The 21,014-nt window shown below is 52.1% G+C and carries 18 protein-coding genes and 1 pseudogene; 7 read left to right on the top strand and 12 right to left on the bottom strand.

Annotation, left to right across the window (positions count from 1 at the left end):
- Positions 1–208: 208 nt before the first annotated feature.
- The 3 genes from D3P07_RS12675 to D3P07_RS12665 form a co-directional block, all read right to left on the bottom strand.
- Positions 209–2,107, bottom strand: a complete 1,899-nt coding sequence (locus D3P07_RS12675) for an ABC transporter ATP-binding protein (RefSeq protein WP_119800574.1) — start codon at positions 2,105–2,107, stop codon at positions 209–211.
- Positions 2,104–3,837, bottom strand: coding sequence for an ABC transporter ATP-binding protein (locus D3P07_RS12670; RefSeq protein WP_119800573.1), 1,734 nt, complete (start codon positions 3,835–3,837; stop codon positions 2,104–2,106). The genes D3P07_RS12675 and D3P07_RS12670 overlap by 4 nt, the downstream gene beginning before the upstream one ends.
- Before the next feature lie 100 nt (positions 3,838–3,937).
- On the bottom strand, positions 3,938–4,867 hold the full coding sequence (locus tag D3P07_RS12665; protein WP_119800572.1) for an EamA family transporter: 930 nt from the start codon (positions 4,865–4,867) through the stop codon (positions 3,938–3,940).
- 223 nt (positions 4,868–5,090) lie between these two features.
- Between D3P07_RS12665 and D3P07_RS12660 the strand changes: the two genes are divergently transcribed.
- Both D3P07_RS12660 and D3P07_RS12655 read left to right on the top strand, forming a co-directional pair.
- A complete protein-coding gene (locus D3P07_RS12660; protein WP_119800571.1) occupies positions 5,091–6,020 on the top strand; it encodes an ABC transporter ATP-binding protein in 930 nt (309 codons plus the stop codon).
- Positions 6,021–6,024: 4 nt separating this feature from the next.
- Entirely contained in the window at positions 6,025–7,146 is a 1,122-nt protein-coding gene (locus D3P07_RS12655; protein WP_259391471.1) for an ABC transporter permease, read from the top strand.
- 238 nt (positions 7,147–7,384) lie between these two features.
- Here the strand turns inward: D3P07_RS12655 and D3P07_RS12650 are convergent, their stop codons facing one another.
- Positions 7,385–8,431 carry a cation diffusion facilitator family transporter gene (locus D3P07_RS12650; protein WP_119800570.1) on the bottom strand — a complete coding sequence of 349 codons (1,047 nt, stop codon included), beginning with the start codon at positions 8,429–8,431 and terminating at the stop codon, positions 7,385–7,387.
- Positions 8,432–8,840: 409 nt separating this feature from the next.
- The gene (locus tag D3P07_RS12645) at positions 8,841–9,209 is read right to left on the bottom strand and encodes an ArsR/SmtB family transcription factor (RefSeq protein ID WP_119800569.1); all 369 of its coding nucleotides are present in this window, start codon (positions 9,207–9,209) and stop codon (positions 8,841–8,843) included.
- A gap of 195 nt (positions 9,210–9,404) precedes the next feature.
- Here D3P07_RS12645 and D3P07_RS27030 point away from each other — a divergent pair, with 195 nt between their 5' ends.
- On the top strand, positions 9,405–9,566 hold the full coding sequence (locus D3P07_RS27030) for a hypothetical protein (RefSeq protein WP_182914294.1): 162 nt from the start codon (positions 9,405–9,407) through the stop codon (positions 9,564–9,566).
- Between the two features lie 145 nt (positions 9,567–9,711).
- Positions 9,712–10,356 (top strand): metal-dependent hydrolase, encoded by a 645-nt coding sequence (locus tag D3P07_RS12640; protein ID WP_119800568.1) that lies wholly within the window; start codon positions 9,712–9,714, stop codon positions 10,354–10,356.
- On the opposite strand, the gene pruA is transcribed toward D3P07_RS12640, so the two are convergent.
- From pruA to D3P07_RS12605, 7 genes are all read right to left on the bottom strand, one after another.
- Positions 10,353–11,900: an L-glutamate gamma-semialdehyde dehydrogenase gene (pruA, locus tag D3P07_RS12635; protein ID WP_119800567.1), complete on the bottom strand. Its 1,548-nt coding sequence runs from the start codon at positions 11,898–11,900 to the stop codon at positions 10,353–10,355. The genes D3P07_RS12640 and pruA overlap by 4 nt on opposite strands.
- 106 nt (positions 11,901–12,006) lie before the next feature.
- The gene (locus D3P07_RS12630) at positions 12,007–12,306 is read right to left on the bottom strand and encodes a DUF6509 family protein (protein ID WP_119800566.1); all 300 of its coding nucleotides are present in this window, start codon (positions 12,304–12,306) and stop codon (positions 12,007–12,009) included.
- A 120-nt stretch (positions 12,307–12,426) separates the two neighbouring features.
- On the bottom strand, positions 12,427–13,359 hold the full coding sequence (locus D3P07_RS12625; protein WP_119800565.1) for a manganese-dependent inorganic pyrophosphatase: 933 nt from the start codon (positions 13,357–13,359) through the stop codon (positions 12,427–12,429).
- A gap of 189 nt (positions 13,360–13,548) precedes the next feature.
- On the bottom strand, positions 13,549–15,270 hold the full coding sequence (locus D3P07_RS12620; protein ID WP_119800564.1) for a methyl-accepting chemotaxis protein: 1,722 nt from the start codon (positions 15,268–15,270) through the stop codon (positions 13,549–13,551).
- 116 nt (positions 15,271–15,386) lie between these two features.
- A complete protein-coding gene (locus D3P07_RS12615) occupies positions 15,387–16,277 on the bottom strand; it encodes a sugar phosphate isomerase/epimerase family protein (RefSeq protein ID WP_119800563.1) in 891 nt (296 codons plus the stop codon).
- 74 nt (positions 16,278–16,351) lie between these two features.
- Positions 16,352–17,209, bottom strand: coding sequence for a sugar phosphate isomerase/epimerase family protein (locus D3P07_RS12610; RefSeq protein WP_119800562.1), 858 nt, complete (start codon positions 17,207–17,209; stop codon positions 16,352–16,354).
- On the bottom strand, positions 17,206–18,264 hold the full coding sequence (locus D3P07_RS12605; protein WP_119800561.1) for a Gfo/Idh/MocA family protein: 1,059 nt from the start codon (positions 18,262–18,264) through the stop codon (positions 17,206–17,208). Before D3P07_RS12605 ends, D3P07_RS12610 begins: the two co-directional genes overlap by 4 nt.
- Before the next feature lie 154 nt (positions 18,265–18,418).
- Here D3P07_RS12605 and D3P07_RS12600 point away from each other — a divergent pair, with 154 nt between their 5' ends.
- From D3P07_RS12600 to D3P07_RS12595, 3 genes and pseudogenes are all read left to right on the top strand, one after another.
- The gene (locus D3P07_RS12600; RefSeq protein WP_119800560.1) at positions 18,419–19,291 is read left to right on the top strand and encodes an AraC family transcriptional regulator; all 873 of its coding nucleotides are present in this window, start codon (positions 18,419–18,421) and stop codon (positions 19,289–19,291) included.
- Positions 19,292–19,444: 153 nt separating this feature from the next.
- Positions 19,445–19,594 (top strand): hypothetical protein, encoded by a 150-nt coding sequence (locus D3P07_RS27025; RefSeq protein ID WP_182914293.1) that lies wholly within the window; start codon positions 19,445–19,447, stop codon positions 19,592–19,594.
- 62 nt (positions 19,595–19,656) lie between these two features.
- A pseudogene (locus D3P07_RS12595) lies at positions 19,657–21,002 on the top strand (IS3 family transposase).
- Positions 21,003–21,014: the final 12 nt, after the last annotated feature.

Genomic DNA, 21,014 nt, shown 5'->3' with positions numbered 1-21,014 from the left:
ATTGCTATTTTCCGAAAGTCCGCTTGCGGTCCGCAAAAACTAGCTTCTTCCTCTTAATCATTCATATGAGGGTCATTACACGCAAAAAAACAGCTCCAGACAAGCAGCCATTGCCGAAGGACTATAGGCGGATCTTCAAAGCAAAGAGGCCATCTTGAGCAGGCGGCATGATGCCGCCATTTCAAGATGGCCCCCTAAATCAATCCGATTAACCTGCGGTTAACTTGTTCGTTGCCGTGAACTGGCTATTGTACAGATCGGCATAGAAGCCGCCTTGCGATAGCAGCGATTCATGCGTGCCCTGCTCGATGACAGAGCCTTTGTCCATGACCAGGATGAGATCTGCGTCACGAATCGTCGACAGCCTGTGGGCAATAACGAAGCTGGTCCGTCCCGCCATCAGATGCTGCATCGCCTGCTGAATTTGCAGTTCCGTACGCGTATCGACGCTGCTGGTTGCTTCATCCAGAATGAGAATTGGAGGATCGGCCAGAATAGCCCGCGCAATCGTCAGAAGCTGCTTTTGCCCTTGCGATATATTGGAGGCTTCCTCGTTCAGCACCGTATCGTAACCGTCCGGCAGCGTACGTATGAAGTGGTCGGCATGGGCGGCCATTGCCGCATCGACAACCTCAGATTCTGTAGCCGACGCACGTCCGTACGCGATGTTGTCCTTGATCGTGCCATTGAATAGCCAGGTATCCTGGAGCACCATGCCGAACAGACTTCGCAGGCTGCCCCGCTCCATCTCGCGAATATTGCGTCCGTCGATCGTAATCATGCCGTCGTTCACTTCATAGAAGCGCATCAGCAGGTTGACGAGGGTCGTCTTGCCAGCGCCGGTCGGGCCAACAATGGCAACCGTCTGTCCGCTCCTGACGGCTATATCCATATTTTCAATTAACAGCGCGCCTTCCTTGTAGCCGAACTGGACGCCGCGGAATGCCACATCGCCTTTAGGCGAGGACAACACCACAGGTTGAGCCGGCTCCGGAGACTCCTCCTCTTCATCGAGCAGCTCGAAGACGCGCTCGGCGGATGCAATCGTCGATTGAATAATGTTTGCGATATTCGCCGTTTGCGTAATTGGCATCGTGAATTGGCGGGCATATTGGATGAATGCCTGAATATCGCCGACCGTAATCGTCTGCCGTGTCACCAGCACACCGCCGACTACGCAGATGAACACATAGCCGATATTGCCGATCAGATTCATAAGCGGCATAATAATGCCGGATATGAACTGTGCGCGCCAGCTTGATTGATAGAGGCGCTCGTTAATACTTTCGAACTGCTCAATCGATTGGCGCTCACGGCCAAAAGCCTTGACGATGGTATGCCCCGTATACATTTCTTCTACGTGGCCGTTCAGCTCCCCAAGCTCTGCCTGCTGGCTTTTGAAGTACCGTTGGGATCGCTTGGCTACCATCGCAATGACGATAAAGCTGAGCGGCAAGGTCAGCACCAGAATTAACGTCAGCAGCGGGCTGATCGTAAGCATCATAATGATGACACCGACAAGCGTCACGACAGAAGTAATGATCTGGGTCAAGCTTTGCTGGAGGGTGTTGCTGATATTGTCCACATCATTGACGACGCGGCTTAATATATCTCCGTTCGATCTGGCATCAAAAAACTTGAGCGGAAGCTTCCCCAGCTTCTCGTTCACTTCATTCCGCAGACGGTACACTACCTTCTGAGCTACACCTGCCATCAGGTATTGCTGGAAAAAAGCGAATATCGAGCTGATGACATAAAGCCCCGCCAGAAGAGCCAGAATGAACGCGATGGTCTCAAAATCAATAGCCGCGCCCGGAATTCCTTTTACCTTGTCCATTAGTCCGTTGAATAGCTCATCGGTCGCTTGTCCCAATATTTTCGGACTGAATATAGAAAAGACCGTGCTGAGGATAGCCGCCGCCAATACTAGAATCAGCTGCATTCGGAACGGCTTCAAATACCCCGTCAGCCTCTTGAAAGACGCTTTGAACTGCTTGGGCTTTTGCCCTGGCATCATGCCGGGGCCGCCAGGACCAAATCCCATCGGTTTCGGGCCGCCGCCCGGACCTTGCTGCCTGCGGCCTTTGCTCTGCGTATGCTCGCTCATGCGCTCTCCTCCTCTGACAGCTGCGACGCCACGATCTCACGATATACCTCGCTGCCCTCCATCAGCTCCCTGTGAGTTCCGATACCTGTAATCCGGCCCTCGTCCAAGACGATGATCCGGTCAGCGTCCATTACGGTGCTGACCCGCTGGGCGACGATCAGGACAGCTGCATCCGTAGTCACTTCCTTAAGCGCTGCCCGCAGCTTGGCATCGGTCTTGTAATCAAGCGCAGAGAAGCTGTCATCGAACAAATAAATATTCGGCTTGCGCACCAAAGCACGGGCGATGGACAATCGCTGCTTTTGCCCACCGGACAGATTCGTCCCGCCTTGCGCGAGAACGGATTCGAAGCCCTCCGGCATAGACTCGACAAAGTCAAGTGCCTGCGCCGTCCCGGCAGCTTGACGGATTTCCTCGTCCGTTGCATCCTCTTTGCCATAACGGATATTGTCCTGCACCGAGCCGGAGAACAATACCGCCTTCTGTGGAACCAATGCAATATGTTTTCTTAATTGTTCCTGCGTCAAACTTCTGACGTCCGTCCCCCCGATTTGAACCGAACCTGCCGCCGCATCAAAAAATCTCGGAATGAGATGGATCAGCGTGCTCTTTCCCGAGCCCGTCCCGCCAATAATGGCCGTTACTTCGCCCGGCAATGCACGGAAGCTGATATCCGACAGCGCCGGACGCTCCGCACCCGGATAGCTGAACGAGACGTTATCAAATTCCACCACTCCTGTGGATACATCACGGGAAGCTGGCGCCGCTCCGTGCGAATCGGTCACAGATGGCTGAAGCTCCAGCACCTCGCCAATCCGGACAGCGGATGCAGAAGCCCTCGGCACCATGACGAAGATCATGGAGAACATCAGAAGAGAGAACATGATTTGCATCGCGTATTGAATGAACGCCATCAGATCGCCAACGCCCATCGCGCCGCTATCGATACGCCAGCCGCCAAACCAGACGATGGCGATCGTCGATAGATTCATTATGAGCATCATAACAGGCATCATGACCGCCATGATCTGATTGACCTTGACTGCGGTATTCATCAGATCGCGGTTCGCTTCCTCGAATCGGCCCTTCTCATGCTTCGTCCGGTTGAAGGAACGGATAACGCGAATGCCGGTTAAGCCTTCGCGCAGCACCAGATTAAGCCGGTCGAGCTTCTTCTGAATGGCCTTGAAATACGGCAGTCCCTTGGAAGTAATCAGCCAGATTGCGCCTGCCAGCACCGGCAGGGCGACAAGAAGCACCAGCGTGAGCTGAGCATCCTTGTACAATGCCATAATGATGCCGCCAATACACATCATCGGGGCCATCACCATCAAGCGGAGCATCATCATCAATACTTGCTGCACCTGGTTAATGTCATTGGTCGTTCGCGTAATAAGCGAGGCTGTCCCAATCTTGTCGAATTCGTGCATGGAGAAGCTCTCGACATGCGAAAAAACCTTCCCTCTGACAATACGGCCAAACCCCGATGCAATGCGCGAAGCATAGAGGCTTGCCAGCACGGCGACGACCGTGCCGATGATTGTCACACCCATCATATACCCGCCCATACGCCAGATAAAGGAGGTGTCTCCCTTTACGACACCATCATTGACGATATCCGCCATCAAGGTTGGCAAATACAGCTCTGCGAGCGACTGCAGCAGAATAAGTGCCATGACCAGTGCAATGGCCATGCGATAGGGCTTAAGAAAACGAAACAGCTTCAACATGCTTCCGGCTCATCTCCCTATAAAACTTTAGTCGTAAACTATTCAATAGTTTAATTATACAGATTAATAGGCCGGTTTCAATTTTCTATGTATGGAGTGCTCAAGCGCCGAATAGCCGCATGAATAGAATTCCGAGGAACGACAACACAATGCCTGCGATTTCAGTGCGCGTAAACTTATCTTTGACGATAAAACGGGTATATAAAAGCACGATCAGCACATTCAGCGCGACGACAGCCGATACCAAACCCGCCTTTCCCAGGCCGAACGCCGTTATAATCAGCATCATGCCAAGCGTATTCGTTGTGCCGACCGCCATGCCGATCAGGAACGTTCGGGAATCGCTCCAGCGGGAAGCCCTTGCGGACTTCATAACACCGCCGCTCGCTTGAGCCGCTGATTCGGAGGCTGCCGCAATCTGCGCCGCCGCCATCGTCGCTTCTGCCCTCCGGTCTTTCAGCCACCACAGGCCAAAGCAGATTGCCCCCGTCGTGAACAGCATGAACATGCTGGGATATAGCTCTGCTCCCATCATCGTGGACCATTTGCCGGACAGGTCGTTGCCCGCGAACAGAAGTGTTGCCAATATGCCCCACTGCGCTCCCTTCAAGTCTCTCAGCGACAAGTCGTTGGAGTACCGGACGAGAAGCACGCCGCCCACGATAACAACAAAGGCGATGAGCTGCATGAGATGAAGCTTTTCATTCCATAGGAAATAAGCCATGATCACGACGACGACAGAAGGCAGTGAGGTCAGTACCGCGACCAATGATGCCTTCCCCACCGCAAAGCCCTTGAACATGCTGGCATTGCCGCCAAAGGAGAACAGCCCCATCTGGATACCGATCAGACAAGCAAGTGACCAAGAGGATGAAGTCGCGATCGAGATGACCAAGTTGACCAGCGCTCCCATGGCGAACGTTCCGCACAGCAGTGCATTGCGATTAAGCGGCTTCTGGCTGGTCCAGTGATAGAGAATGCCCCGGATGCCAAAGCTGATTGCCGCAAAGATGGAAAATGTGATCCACATGATGATTGCTGCTCCTTCCACTAAGATGACAATTGATGTCGTACTGCGAATGGCAGAACACTCCTAATCATAGCATTGAAAGGAGAGAGATTCCTACTGTCTCCCCTGCGATATCCGTCTAGAGACCGAGAGAAGTGCAGGCTCTGGACGCTGGGCGCCCGCTTTATGACAGCGCTACAATAAAGAGAAGACACACTATGCTGAAAAAGGAGAGATTGACCACATGCCCGTATTGGAAGTCCAGAACCTGCGCAAGACATTCGGCGACGTCAGGGCCGTAGAGAGCATCAGCTTCTCCGTCGAGCCCGGCGAGGTATTTACGATTATCGGACCGAATGGAGCCGGCAAAACGACGACATTGGAAATGATTGAAGGCTTGCTGCCCCCGGATACCGGCGTTATCAAATTCGGAGACAAAAGCTGGGACAGGAATGCCGAGCAGATCAAATACAATATTGGTGTGCAGCCGCAGTCCAGCGCCATATTCGACCTGCTTACCGTCGAGGAAAACTTGGAGCTGTTCGCCACCTTCTACCCGAAGTCCCGATCTGCCGCTGAAGTGATGGAGATGATCAACCTAACTGAGCAACGGAACCGGCATGTCAGGAAGCTGTCCGGCGGCCAGCAGCAGCGGCTGGCAATCGGTCTGGCTATGGTGAACGACCCGCAGATCATCTTCCTGGATGAGCCGACAACCGGACTTGATCCTCAGGCGCGCCGCAACATTTGGGATATCATCCTGAAACTAAAGAAAATCGGCAAAACGACGATTCTTACCACTCATTATATGGAGGAAGCGGAGAAGCTCAGCGATCGAGTCTGCATCGTCGACCAAGGAAAAATAGTGGCGCTCGATACGCCTGCCGCCTTAATAGACAGCTTGACCAAGGAACGCGAAGTGCGGCTGTCCTTCCTGGACGGCACTGCGGCAGCTGCCGCAGCCGAAGATGTAGCGCGTGCGCATCACGCGGTCGTTCGCACCCAATTGGAGGACGACACCCTGCAGCTATGGACAACCAAGCCGGAAGAAACGTTATATGAACTGTTCGGGTTTACAAAAGACCGCGGTTACCGCGTCGAGCAAATCTCAATTCGTGAATTAAGCCTGGAGGACGTATTCATCGCCTTCACAGGCAAGGAATGGAGGGATTAAGGCTATGGCCGCCAAGCAATTCGCCAGTATGTTCACCGCACAGCTGAAGATGATGTTCAGGGAGAAGCAGGTATGGTTTTGGAATATCTTTTTCCCTATTATCCTAATGGTCTTATTCATGATTATATTCGGAGGCAATGGCTCCAGTAGCAGCTTCAAGGCTGCGATTGCCGTCGCCGATCCCGTGCCGAATGCATCTTCCAGCATGCTGCTCTCTCAATTACAGCAGATCCCGGTATTCGAGATGAAGGAAGAGGCGCCAATTACACTGGAGCAAGGCCGGGAATGGGTCGAAAACAAAGATATCGACGCCTTGATCGTCCTCCCGGAGACAGAGGGGGTATCCGAGGTCGGGTTAATCGTCAATCGCGAGCGCGAGGGCAGCGCAACGACACAGGCGATATCCGGCATACTGGACCGATTCATCCAGCAGGCGAATCTAGCGGCTGTTGGCGCTACAGCTACATATACCATCAGCATGGACTCCATCACTTCGGCATCTGACGACACCAACTATCAGGACTTCCTGATGACTGGCATGATTGGGCTGTCCTTGGCTCAAGGCGGTCTGTTCGGAATGGTCGAGCTGGTCGATATGCGCAAGCGCGGGCTGCTGAAGCGGCTGCGAATGACACCAGCGAAGATGGGGCTGTTCGGGCTTGCGGGCATGATTGTCCGCTTGATGCTTGGGATCATACAGGTAGTTATTCTCGGTCTGGTTGGGGTGTTTGCCTTTGGCGCGAATCTGCATATTAATATCGCCAGCCTTGCGATTGCCTTTTTTGTCGGTGCGCTCGTCTTCAATGCGATGGGCTACTTATTCTCCTCCTTCAGCAAAACGATGGAGGCTTACATGGGCGTTGCCAATATATCCAGCATGCTGATGATGTTCTTAAGCGGCGTCTTCTTCCCGCTGGAGTCGTTGCCGGAATGGCTGCAGCCTGTTCCAAAGATGCTGCCGCTCACCTACTTCGTAGACGGCTTGCGCGACGGACTCATCTATGCGAACGGCGTGTTTTCCAGCAGCTTCTGGCTGGGCATGAGTATCATGGCCATCTGGGGAGTCGTCTGCTTCCTCCTCGGCTCGCAAATCTACCGCTCCAAATCAATTGCGGCTGCAAGGTAATTACATCATGGCCGATAGCTGGCATGCCGTACGGAGGTAATCAGCCGTACGCTATGGCTCGAACAAAGGGCAGTTCCAAGTCGCTGGCGACCAGGAACTGCCCTTTTGTCCATCACTCCGCATGTGCCCTCACCCTTTTGGCGCGATTAGTGGTGCGTAGCAACGTTAATTCTCCTAGGTTGCAATTATGCGATTTCCAACACTGTGTCTGTTCTCTCCTAGAACCGCCTCCAAGCGGCTACACTTTTAACTCGGCATGCTGGAGATGGGATTTCTCTACCTGGATGGTCGTATGCTGGATTTGGAACTCTTGCTCGATTCGGCGAACAGCCTCTTGCAAGACCGATTGGCTGCTGGCGCTATCCTCAATCAGCACATGGCACGAGAGCGAGTCCAATCCGGACGTAATCGTCCAGATATGGAGATCATGAACGTCCTTAACCCCGCTGATGCCAAGCAGCACTTTCTTCACTCTGTCCGCATCAATCGTAATCGGCGTTCCTTCCATTAGAATATGAATGGTGGATCTGATGATGCCCCAGGCGCTTTTCAATATGAGCAAAGCGACAATAACGCTAATGATTGGATCGGCGATATACCAATTGAACAGCATCATCAGCAAGCCAGCGATAATCGCGCCTGCAGACCCAAGCGCGTCACCCAATACATGCAGGTATGCGCTGCGTACATTCAAATTGCCGTGCACGTCGCCTTTGCGCATCAAGGTCCAGGCGCTGGCCAGATTGGCAAGCAATCCGATGCTCGCAATGATCATCATGGAGCCGCTGGCGACCGTTGGCGGATCCTGGAACCGCTCGATCGCTTCCGCTACAATAAATCCGGCTATGACGAACAAGGTTACGCCATTCAACAAAGCCGCGAGTATCTCAAACCGGTAAAAACCATATGTTTTGTTAGGTGAAGCAGGCTTGGCCGCAAACCACATAGCGACCAGACTAAGCGCTAGCGCCCCTGCATCGCTTAGCATATGGCCCGAGTCCGACAGCAGCGCCAAAGAATTGGTGACGAGCCCTCCGACAAACTCCAGGACCATGATGGTAGCTGTAATTATTAACGCAATCAGCAGCCCTGCTTTATTGTTCGGGCCATGATGATGGTGTCCGTGCGCATGCGAATGGCTATGCGAGTGATTATGCGAGTGATTATGCGAGTGTGAATGATTATGCTCATGGTTATGCGAATGATCTTCATGATGATGAGGCTTCGAATGGCCTGCACTGCTTTTATCCTTGCCGGAACCGCTTCTTATGTTTGTCTTGCTCATACCGATTTCCTCCCTTGTGACCGTTCATTAAATTAATATATGAATATATGCTCATATGTATTATATGTTATACCTTTCCTCTTGGCAACTGTTGTTTCAAAGTTCCTTTTTCAGGGGCAATACTAACGATTCGCCTTGCATTTATTAGAGGACCCATGCTAAATCCGGCCTACGTCCGGACGGTGGTTATACCGTTCACGAAATCCTCCGGCCTTATTATCGTTCTCACTCATTCGAGGACCCAATCTCTGGCGGTATACATGGTCTGCCTCCACTAACTCACCTAACAGCCAGACCATACCATCAGCCTTGCTATATGGCATACAAAAAACCACGCGCCGCCGCCTCCTTTCAGGAGTTTGGTGATACGCGTGGTATTCCGGGCCTGTTTCCATTACACTTCCGTTAGCTACTCATGCTTCAAATGCTGAAGCGTTAGAACAATCAATTGCTCCACATGATCGTCATCGAGTGAATAGAAGACGGTCTTGCCGACCTTGCGGCGCTTCACGATACGCATATTGCGCAGCAGCCGCAGCTGATGGGATATGGCGGATTGCCCCATCCCCAGAACCTCCGTCAGATCATGCACGCACAGCTCAGACTGGAGCAGCGCATGAATGATCCGTATGCGTGTCGGATCGCCAAGCGCCTTGAATAAATCCGCCAGCTCTATCGCTGTCGAATCGTCAACCAGCTTCTCCTTGACGATACCAATATCCGCTTCCGTACCAGCGCATGTATCATCGCATGCTGCTGACGCAATTCCATTTTCCATCCGGCATCCCACCACATCTGATCTAAATGATTGCCCCCATTATAGCATTAGGTTTTCAACACTGCCACTATAAGCGCAAGCAGACCGCCGCTCGAAGCGCTCGAATATTTCATCGGAAGCCGGAATCAACTATAATATAACAAGGTTAACCTGCGAGCGAACATAAGGAAACGACGAGAGGAGGCTGGCCTTATTATGTTAACGCTTAAGGAAAAACTGTATTTATTGAAGCTGCTTAAATCTGAAAAAAGAAAGTCCTTTTGGGGCCTGCGCAAAAGAGACCCTGTTCACGAACAGCTCGTTGAGAAGCTTGAGCAAATGGTGCGCAACGAACAGGTGAATAAGGAGCATCTCTAGTAACCTGTAGAGGGTCGGAATTCTATCGTCCAACATCCTATACGGATTGGAATCAAGTTGTTCATCCCTTGTTCACCGAACGCATATCCAATCCACTTCAGGCATCATTATTGCCTATCATCAAGAACGAACTACTGGAGGTTTCATGAGAGGAAAAACCCATCTGGCAATCGGAGCAGTTGTCGGCGCAGGAGCTGCGGCCTTCTATTCGTCCGACTTGTCGGAGAGTCATATGTATATCGGCATCGCGGCATTCTCCGCGTTATGCCCTGACCTGGACGGCCCGAGCATCCTGAGCAGCAAGATTACGAAAGCTAGCAAGAAGATCAGAGAGCTCGCGCTTTGGGGCGGCATTCTGTATCTTGGCATCATTCTTTTTTTATGGCTGACCGGCAAACCTATCTCGCCTTTGGCAGCTGGCGGAAGCCTCGCTGCCGTATTAATCGGGCTGACGATGAAGCAAGGCGCGATCCGCAACGCGCTCGTCAGCGCAGTTGGTCTCTATCTCGTATCGCTTGGCACGACCATGGAGGAGCTATGGCTGATCGGGCTTGGTGTATTCGTCATCATCGCGCCATGGCTGAAGCATCGCGGCATGACGCATACGATCTGGCTTCTGCCGATATGGTGGTGGCTGGGACTCGGACTCGAACAATACTTGAATTTGGATGGTATTGCCGTCACCGCCATGCTGGGATACTTGTCTCATCTTGCAGCGGACACCCTCACGCCAAGCGGCGTGAAGTGGCTGTATCCGCTAACGAAGAAGTCCTTCAAGCTGAAGCTCTAGAAACGTTCCGCTATTACTTTGGCTTGCGTCAGCAGCAGCAAGTAATCTCTGCCGCCCGCCTTGGAGTCGGTGCCTGACATATTGAAGCCGCCGAAGGGATGGACGCCGACAAGAGCGCCCGTACATTTGCGGTTGAAGTACAGGTTGCCGACATGGAACTGATCCCGGGCCTGCTCCAGCTTGGCGCGGTCCCGCGAGATGACCGCTCCTGTCAAGCCGTATTCCGTATTGTTCGCAATATCAAGCGCCGCATCAAAATTAGCGGCCTTGATGAAGGCGAGCACCGGTCCAAATATCTCCTCCTGCGCAATCTGCGCATAGGGCGCTACGTCCCCTATTATCGTCGGCTCAATAAAATAACCGGAGCTGCTTCCCTTCTGTCCTCCTAGCACTAATGTCCCTTCCGATTTTCCGATACTGATATATTTCAAAATATTCATATAGGCCCTCTCGTCGATGACAGGCCCGATCATTGTAGATAACTCTGCGGGATTGCCCATAACGAGCGCCTGCGTGCGCTCCACCACTTTTTCCAAAACAGCTTCATAAACCGATTCCTCCACAACGGCTCGCGAGCATGCGGAGCACTTCTGCCCGGAATAGCCAAATGCCGACGCAGTGATCGCTTCCGCCGCCAGATCCAGATCCGCATCTTCGGAGACGATAATGGTATCCTTGCCGCCCATCTCCGCAATCACACGCTTGATCCATCGCTGATCTCCTTTGGCGGCGGCTGCCCGCTCATTGATGCGGACTCCGACCTCCCTGGAGCCGGTAAAGCAGATAAACCTCGTAAGCGAATGCTCCACCAGATAGTCGCCAATCTCTCCTCCCGCACCGGGCAAATAGTTCACGACGCCATCAGGCAAGCCTGCCTCCTCCAGCAGTTCCACGAATTTTGCCGCAATGACCGCGGTTGGGCTAGCTGGCTTCAGCACCACCGTATTGCCAGCAACTACAGCTGCCATCGTCATGCCCGCCATGATAGCCAACGGAAAATTCCATGGCGGAATGACGATGCCCACACCAAGCGGAATGTAAAGGAGCTCATTATCTTCGCCAGAAAGCGGAATAAGCGGTTGCCGCTCGGACAATCGCTCCATCTCTCTTCCGTAATATTCCATGAAATCAATCGCTTCTGCCGTATCTCCGTCCGCCTCCGCCCACGACTTGCCCGCTTCGTAGACGAGCCATGCGGAAAACTCGTGTTTTCTGCGCCTTAGTATGGCTGCGGCCTTATACAGGACGCGCGCCCTTGCCGGCGGGTCTACCCGCTTCCACTGCTCGAACGCGGCAGCGGCAGCCAGCATAGCCCGATGCACATGCTCCGCGTCGGCCTGCGAGACCGTCCCGATCGTCTGTTTAATCTCAGCAGGGTTGATCGACTTCCGTTTTGTCGTCGTTTCCACGAAATCGGAGCCAATCTTCAGAAGATATTCGCGGCCAAGCTGAGATTCAACAGTCCGCAGCGCAGCCTGAAATTCGGCAATCGCATCGCTTTGTGTGAAATCGGTAAACGGCTCGTTCCGAAACGGTTCCCGCACAGTCATCTCCCCCTTAGGCATAAGGTACACTTCACATCACGTGTAAAGGGCTCTTCTTGAACTTTATGCGGGAGAGACGCGGCTCATAACAAACTCCGGCCCGAACCTAGTCCTCGATCGGCAGGGCAACTTGTTCCTTGCAAAAGGCATCGACGAATTGTTCTTCTTCCTCTGTCATTTCCATATCGATGTACGAGCCTTTGGCCGCATTCAGGAATTCATACTTTACAATTCGCGAAGCTTCATGCTCCTTCACATAAACGACACGCAGCCTTATGCCCTCTTCCGAATAAAGCTCGTCTTCTTCATCGACCTCAAGCTCCAGCAGCAGCTCATAGCGCTCCCCGGACAAGATGCCAAACGGGTCCTTCATCCGTTCAATGGTGTATTCTCTAATTTCGAACATAACCTATCCTCCTGAACTTGCTTCTGCATCAACTGCACCTACAAGTATAACGCAAAAAACAGTCCAAAGCTTCATGAAGAAGCTAAGGACTGCCTCATACGAATGTAGCGTACGCCTCTCTTACAGCGCGCTCAGCGTTTCCGTCAGAACCGGAACGATCTGCGATTTGCGCGATACAACGCCTTTCAGCAGCGCTTTGTTGTTTTCGAGCGATACGTTATAGGCTTTCTCAACCGCGTCCGCTTTGCTTCCAAGCGCCAGCGCGATAGAGTCATTGTTCAGGATGTCCGTTACGACAAGCACGAACAGGTCAAGGCCTTTCGCCGAGATAATCTCGTTCAGCGCGCTCTCTAGCTCTGCTTGACGGTTCAGCACATCGTTTGTATCAACCGCGTTCACCTGTGCGATTTCCACTTTGTAGCTGCCCATTGCGAATTCCTTCGCATCCAGAGTGATTAATTGCGCAATCGTCTTGTCACTCAGATCGGCACCTGCCTTAAGCATGTCCAATCCGTAAGCATCCGCATCCACGCCAGCGATCTCAGCCAGCTCGCGAGCTGCTGCCACGTCTTGCTCTGTGCAAGTCGGGGATTTGAACAGAAGAGAATCCGAGATAATGGCGGATAGCATCAGGCCGGCGATTTCCTTGCGGATCGCAACGCCGTTTTCTTTGTACAGCTTGTTCAGGATCGTAGCTGTGCAGCCAACAGGCTCGGCACGGAAGTACAGAGGGCCTGCCGTCTCAAAGTTAGCGATGCGGTGATGATCAATGACTTCAACCACACGCACTTTATCGATGTCGTTCGCGCTTTGCTGGCGTTCGTTATGATCGACAAGAATAACGTCCTTCACTTCGTCCGCTACGTTCTCTACCAGACGCGGCGCCGCAATGCCGAAATAGTTCAGCGCGTATTGCGTCTCGCCGTTCACTTCGCCGAGGCGAACCGCTTCAACGTCCGCACCAAGCTTGCTTTTCAGCTCCGCATAAGCGATAGCCGAAGTAATTGTGTCCGTGTCCGGGTTTTTGTGCCCGAAAATAAGCGTTTTTGCCATGATCATACTCCTTAACGAATAGATTTGGCCCCTCGCGACCATTCGCTCGCGTCAGCCCATTTGAATTGATTATACACTATTACCGATTATAACCTTAAGTCCTCCTTATTCCTATACCTTTACACCGAATTAAATGCAAAAAAAATGCAGCAGCCCTCGAGAGGCCGCCGCATGGCATTACTTTTCAGGCTATACAATAAATCGTTTATTCAACGAGGTCAGCTGATTGGACATGAGCTTAAGAGATTCCGCAGATGCGGTCACTTCGTCCATCGACACAATCTGCGTAGTGGAATTGCTCGCAATGCCTTCAAAGTGCTGCGCCGCTTGCCGTGAGATCTGCTCCATCTCCTCAACGGATGCTGCGACCTCCTCCGACTCCGCCGACACTTCCTGCGAAGCTGACGATACTTCCAGAAGCTGCGCATGAACCTGCTCAAGTCCTTGCACGATGAAGCTGAAGGTGTTGCCCGCTTCCCGTACGCTGACAAGTCCCGCATGCACCTTATCCGCATTGCCCTCCATCCCTGCGGAGAGGCGAGCCGTCTGCTCCTGTGTCTTCGAGATCAGCTCTGCGATTTGAACCGCAAAGGCTTGAGACTGCGCCGCAAGCTTGCGCACCTGCTCCGCTACCACCGCAAAGCCCCGACCGTTCTCTCCGGCATGCGCCGCCTCGATAGCCGCATTCAACGCCAGCAGATTCGTCTGCTCCGCGATATCGGACATCATCGTCGTAATCTCGCCGATCTCATCCGATCTGCTCTCCAGTTCTTTCGTCGCGGCAAGCATCGTTTCAGCCGCTTCGCCGATCGCCTCCATCTCCGACATCGCTTGCCCAATCAGCGCATTTCCTCTATCAGAATGATCCTTTGTCTCCTGCGCCACTTCCGACACGATTGAGCCCGACTCCGTGATGCGAAGCATGCTGCGGGTCATCCCCTCGACCGCCTTCGTCATATCAGCCGCCCGGTTCACCTGGATATGAGCGCCGCCGGTTGCCTCTTGGATACTCGCAGCAATATGCCGGCTCGCCTCCGTCGTGGACCGGGCATGCTGCGATACATCCTCTGATGCCGAGAGCAGGCGCTCCGAATTATCCCTCATGCTTCGGATCACAGATCTCGTGTTGGATACGAGTTGCTGGAACGTATTCGCCAAATTCCCAATCTCATCCTTGCGATGAATCGAGATATCTACCGTCATATCGCCTTCCCTTACCTTAGCCACCTGATTCGTCAATTGATTCAGCGGCCTGGTCAGATAGCTGGCCAAAGCAACAACGAGCGCGATTCCCGCCAACACGATGCCGAATGCTACCCACAACGTCGTTCTCGTATTATCAGACATAAGCGCATAGACATTCGTAGCGTCGAAGTCCGCTCCCATGACGCCTGTCATTTCGCCCGCGCTATTCTTCAGCGGGACGTAGGCCGTTATCGTCGCCCCATATTCGTTATCGTTAGTTAGTTCTCCCACTACCGGGCGACCTTTAGAGAAAGCCTGGATCATTCCGGCATAGCCATTCTCCTCCCGCGTGCCTAGGGGAGAGAAGTCATCCTCAGCTACATCCTCGGGAGCTCCGTCTACCATATAGTAATAATAAGCCTCGCCGTTCTCTTCACCCCGTGCAAGCGTATACAAATATTTCAATCCATTCGTTTCCCTCATTTGATTCAGTTGTACACGAAGCTCCTGATAATATGCCGTTTCTCCTGCCTCTACCGATATTTCCGCATATTTCTCTTTATCAATTAACGAGGCAGCACTCTCCGCCACGATCTGTGCCTGTGCGCCAAGCGAATTCTCCACCAGACTCATGGATGAGCGGTAGATCGTAATCCCAAGCACCGCAACCGCCGCGATAATCAAGCACGAGAAAAACAACACCATTCTGGTCAACAATCGATTCAATCTTAAATACCCCTTCCCGAAAATGGAAAAAATCACATGACACTATCTTACAGGATTCGAGGCGTTTCGCGCTATAGCAAATAATAAAGGAGCGCCTATAAGACGCTCCTCCTCTATTACCCTCTGAACTTCTTCAAAAAATCAACGGCCAGCTGAATATCAACTTCCGGATTGGTGCCTACCTCACGCTCGATCGTGAGATAGCCTTTGTAGCCGATATCATTCAGCGCCTTCAAGTAACCGTTCCAATCCACGCCGCCTTCACCTAGCGGCACTTCACGGAAAGCCGATCCAGACTCCGCCATTACGGCGATCTTCTCATGATCGAGCTCCACTTCGTAGCCGTAATCGCCATAGACATCTCGCGGGTCGATATGGCCGAGCTTGATGCCGTCCTTCGCATGCGTATGCACGATATAATCCTTCAGATTATAGACGCCTTGCACGGGATCGTCTCCCGTCACCATGACCATGTTCGCCGGGTCGAGGTTGACGGATACGCCCTTCGTGCCAAGGCCGTCCAGGAACGACTTCAGGTGAGCGGATGTTTCCGGCCCTGTCTCAATCGCGAAGAAGGCGTTGTTCTCGCTGGCGAAGCGGCTCAGTTCCTCGCACGCCACATGCATGGTCTCGTACACGCGGCTGTTGCGGTCAGCCGGCACAATGCCGATATGCGTCGTCACAATGTTGGTCCCGAGCTCCAGGCCCAGCTCCATAATACGCTTGGACTTCTCGATCTTCTCCCGATTTTGCGCGGGGTCCTGGAAGCCATGTCCGCCCAGATCGCCTACAAGAGCCGATATCTCCAAGCCTAGCGATTCGATATATGACTTCCATTCCTTCCTCGCTGCAGGGGAGAGATTCGCCGGGTCCATCTCGCCTTTCACCGCATAGATCTGCACACCGTCCGCGCCGACCTTGCTGGCCTTCACCAGACCTTCCTTCACGCCAACGTGAAAGCTGTCTACGATAACACCGATTTTATTCGTTATGATTGGCGCTGCCACATCTATCAACTCCTCACGAATATTGTTTAAGCCCATTCCCGTTCTGTTCGCGCTTCTGATCAAACCCCGCGGCTTTACATCTCCGCCCAGAGCTTCTTCACATAGTTGAAGCCCATCTTTGTTCCTTCGAAGCAGTCCTCCATGCCTTCGAATTCGATTGAGATGTAGCCGTCGTAGCCGCTCTCCTTCACGATGCGAAGCACATGCGGCATATCGATATCCCCTTGGCCGACAATCGCGCCGCGCAGCCAATTGCCCGAGGAGGACTTGAACCAGCCCTCACCTGGATAGCGATAGGAAGGACGGACATAGAAGTCCTTCACATGAACCATGGAAGCCAGCTTCACATTATTGGCGACCGCCGTCGCCGAATCTTCATCCGCGCACAGGAAATTGCCGACGTCCAGTGTTGTCCGGTAGTTGTCGCGTCCCACCGCTTGCACGAGAGCTTGAACTCGATCACTGTGCTGGATGAAGAAGCCATGATTCTCTACGCTTGTCGTAATGCCAAGCGGCTTCGCATAATCCGCGATTTCACGGCATGCATCCGCCAGGCGCGGCAGCTGAGACAGGAAGTTGCCGATAGACAGATCCTGGGAGGAGGCCACATCGTGACGCATCAGCTTAATGCCGAGCGCCGCGCAGACGTCTACCTCGCGCTTCACACGAGCGATCTCATTCTCATACGCCTCGCCTTCAAGGCCGGCGAAGTTCGCCCCGATCGCATAATTGGACAGCTCGATGCCATGTTGTTTCGCGGCGTTCTTAATGTCATCAATTAGCTCAGGATTCTCAACCAAGGAGAAGCCCAGCGGCACAATCTCCGCATGCTCCGCCCCGATGCTTGCAATATGCTCGATCATGCCAGTCAGGCTCAGCTCTCCTGCTGCGAATGCTTTATACAAGCTGTATGTGCTAATACCGAGTTTCATAGCTTCACCTCTTGGCCAGTAGCCGCGGACTCGTAGATGCCGCACAGAATCTTCATGATCTCGACGCCATCCTCTACCGGACTGAGCGGCTTCGTGCCGTTTTGCACATTTTCGATGAAGTGGTTGATCTCGTTTTGGAACGCGCTTTGGAAGTGGAAGCCCGCATGATCCGTCTGCGGCAAAATGTTGACGATGGTATTGTTCTTCTCCGTGACGATCACAGTCTCTGGATCAATCTCCATGCCGCCCTTGTCGCCGTACAGGCGTACGAACATCTCATCCTTCTTGGCATGCAGTGTGAAGCTCGCATCGACCATCAGGGATGCTCCGTTCTCGAAGCGGATCATCGCATTCGCCATATCCTCAATCGTATTTTTGGTAGCGTCGTAATCCGCCGCTTGGTAAAAGGACAGATGCTCCACGTTGGAGCGGTTGCCCAGCTTGCGGTACGTATTGGCGCTCACGGATACCGGCTTCGGACGGCCCATCATGTACCAGCACAGGTCGATCACATGAACGCCGATATCGATTAGCGGACCGCCGCCGGAACGCTCGATGTCCGCGAACCATCCGCCCGGGTTGCCCAGCCGGCGAATCGCTGTTGCCTTCGCATAATAGATCTCGCCGAACTCGCCTTCGTTCGCAAGCGATTTCAAGAGTTGTGCATTTGTGTCATAACGTCGAACAAAGCCAACTTGCAGAATCTTGCCCGACGCCTCCACTGCGCGCTGTACGTTAAGCGCTTCCTCCACTGTCCGGCAAAGCGGCTTCTCCACCAGCACATGCTTGCCTGCTTCCACAGCCGCAATGCTGATCTCCGCATGCGTATTGTTCCAGGTGCAGATGCTTACCGCCTGAACGACAGGATCAGCCAGCAGCTCTCTGTAATCCGTATATACTTTCTCAGCGCCGTACTTCTCTGCCGCTTTCCGCGCGCGTTCCTCATTCAGATCGCATACGGCGTAAATATTCGCTTCCTTGTTGTTTTGGTAAGCATCAAGATGCAGTGACGAGATTGAACCGGTACCGATAACTCCGATTTGGACAGTAGACATGACCCATCTCTCCTTTAGTAGAATAATAGCGAACACGATGCTGCAACCTTTGTAAGGTATATACTTTCGTATTATAATGAATACAGGTCCGAAGGCCATGCAAAGGCGTGCGGTTTGTTTGTACAAATGTGCTATTTGGAGGGAATCATCACCTATGAAGCTCAATAAAAACGAATCGCTGCGAGAGCAGATGAGCATGCCCAATCCGCATTTTCCAATTAAAGTGCATCGCTCCCGCTACAGCCAGGGAGGAATGGTGCTGTTCGACCATCATTGGCACAAGCATCTGGAATTCCTTTACTTCGAGTCGGGCGAGGCCTTAATCGAATGCGGCTCGACGACGATTCACGCGAAGCCTGGCGACTTGATTGTCGTGAACAGCAACGAGCTTCACTACGGCTTCAATCTAGCGCCGAACCTGGTCTATTACGTTCTCATTGCTGATATATCGCTGCTCCAGAGCGGCTCCGTCGACGCGGCGGAAACCAAATTCATCGCCCCTATCTCCCAGAACCAGCTGCTGCTGCGCAATCATATTCGAGGAGATCAGGCCACCATCGCCTGTATGCATAATCTCATCCGCGAGCTGGAGAACCGTGAGTTCGGCTACGAGCTGGCTATCAAGTCCGAGCTGTACCGCCTCTTGGCGCTGCTGCTGCGGGGACATGTCACAACCGTGCTGACGAAGGATGAATATGCCGAGCGCATGAAAAATGTCGAGCGCTTCGAGCCGGTCTTCCGCTTCATCGCCGAGCATTACCGGGAAGAGCTAACGGTGGAGGAATTGTCCGGCATCGCGGGATTGAGCCGCTACCACTTCAGCCGGCTGTTCAAGGAGCTTACCGGGCGCACCGTTACGGAATACGTCACATCTGCGCGGCTCGACAAGGCGGATTATCTGCTGCGCAATACGCCGCTTACTGTATCAGAGGTTGCCGCGGCTTCCGGCTTTAACGATATCTACTATTTCAGCCGAACGTTCAAAAAACATAAGAAAGTGTCTCCGTCCAAAATACGCGACATTTAACATTACTTCTCTTACACAATGCAAGGGAGGTTTTTTTATTTTTCCAAGCAGCCGGACTTCCATCTATAATCACCCCCTATATCCAGACACCTCCAACATGCATGTCTATGGCATACCTTGGAAACACTTTAGAGCCCTATATATCATTCACCGATGAGGAATCGCCATGACAACCAGAACTTTGCAGCAAAACATCAATATTATTTGCTGGGTGACAGCGGCGATCTGATTATTCGCGAGTTTACCTTCGGAATCGGAGCATGTGAAGTGATGCGCCCGCCTAAGCCGGCGCTCAAGACGTAACATAAAGAGTGAACTGCACCCCAATTGTTAGACATCATCTAACGATTGGAGGTGCAGTTTTTTTGGCTAAATTTACACAGGAAGAAAAAGCTCAGGCTGTAAAAAGGTATCTTGAAGGAAAAGAAAGCCAGAAAGCCATAGCTGAAAGCATCGGGGGATCAAAAGCCATACTTCAAACATGGATACGGCAGTATCAGCATCACGGAGAAAGTTCTTTTAAAAAGGGCTATACAGCCTACTCTGCGGATTATAAACTGAAAGTGCTTAATTATATATCCGAACACGGGACGTCCCTTCGCGATGCAGCTGCGATCTTTAATATTCCAACACATGCTTGTTATCCCGTTGGAAGAAAGAGTTTGAGACAGAAGGTGTAGACGCCCTTAAACCAAAGAAAAAGGGGCGTCAGTCGATGAAAGAAAAGGTAAACAAGTCAACTCCAGTAGAAGGTTCTGTGGAAGCATTACAAGCCGAGGTAGAGCGTTTGCGAATGGAGAACGCCTACTTAAAAAAGTTGAATGCCTTAGTTCAAAGCAAGGAAAAGTACAAAACAAGACAAAGCGAAAGTAGTATTTGAACTAAGGCACGATTACCCCATCACACCCTTGCTGCAGCTGGCTCAGTTACCTCGTAGCACGTATTACTACATAATTGGTACGTTCGATCGTCTTGACAAAGATATGGACCTCAAATCGCAAATCAAAGCGATATTTCACGAACACAAAGGTCGATACGGATATCGTAGGATTAGGGATGAGCTTCGAAATAAGGAGATCATAGTCAACCATAAAAAAGTAAGACGCCTTATGCAAGAGCTTGGCCTAACGTGCAACGTGCGTATGAAAAATATCGTTCGTAAAAGGGTTCAGTCGGCAAGATTGCCCCGAACATCCTGGATCGAAACTTCAAGGCAGCAAGGCCAAACGAGAAGTGGGTAACGGATATTACGAAGTTCAAGTTTTTTGGTGAAAAGCTATATTTATCGCCTATGCTTGACTTATTTAACGGAGAGATCATAACATACACCTTACATTCGCGTCCCGTTTATTCTCTTATCTCCGATATGCTGGATCAAGCTCTGGAGCGTAAGAAAGATGAAGACAACCTATTGATTCATGCCGATCAGGGATGGCATTATCAAATGCCGCAATATCAACAGGCTTTGAAGAAACGAGGCATCACTCAAAGCATGTCACGCAAAGGAAATTGTTATGACAATGCAGTAATAGAGAATTTCTTTGCTATTTTAAAATCCGAATTTTTATACACGCAAACATTTGAAGACACTGAGCATTTTAAAGCGGAGCTCGAACAGTACATCCACTACTATAATCATAAACGGATTAAGTCCAAGCTAAAGGGCATGAGCCCGGTACAGTACCGAACACATGCCCTACAGGCTGCCTAAATAAATATTGTC

This window comes from Paenibacillus sp. 1011MAR3C5 (assembly GCF_003591485.1).
In the GTDB taxonomy this organism is placed as follows: Bacteria; Bacillota; Bacilli; order Paenibacillales; family Paenibacillaceae; genus Pristimantibacillus.
The sequence above is the reverse complement of the archived record's forward strand: the minus strand, read 5'-3'. Positions and strand labels throughout refer to the sequence as shown.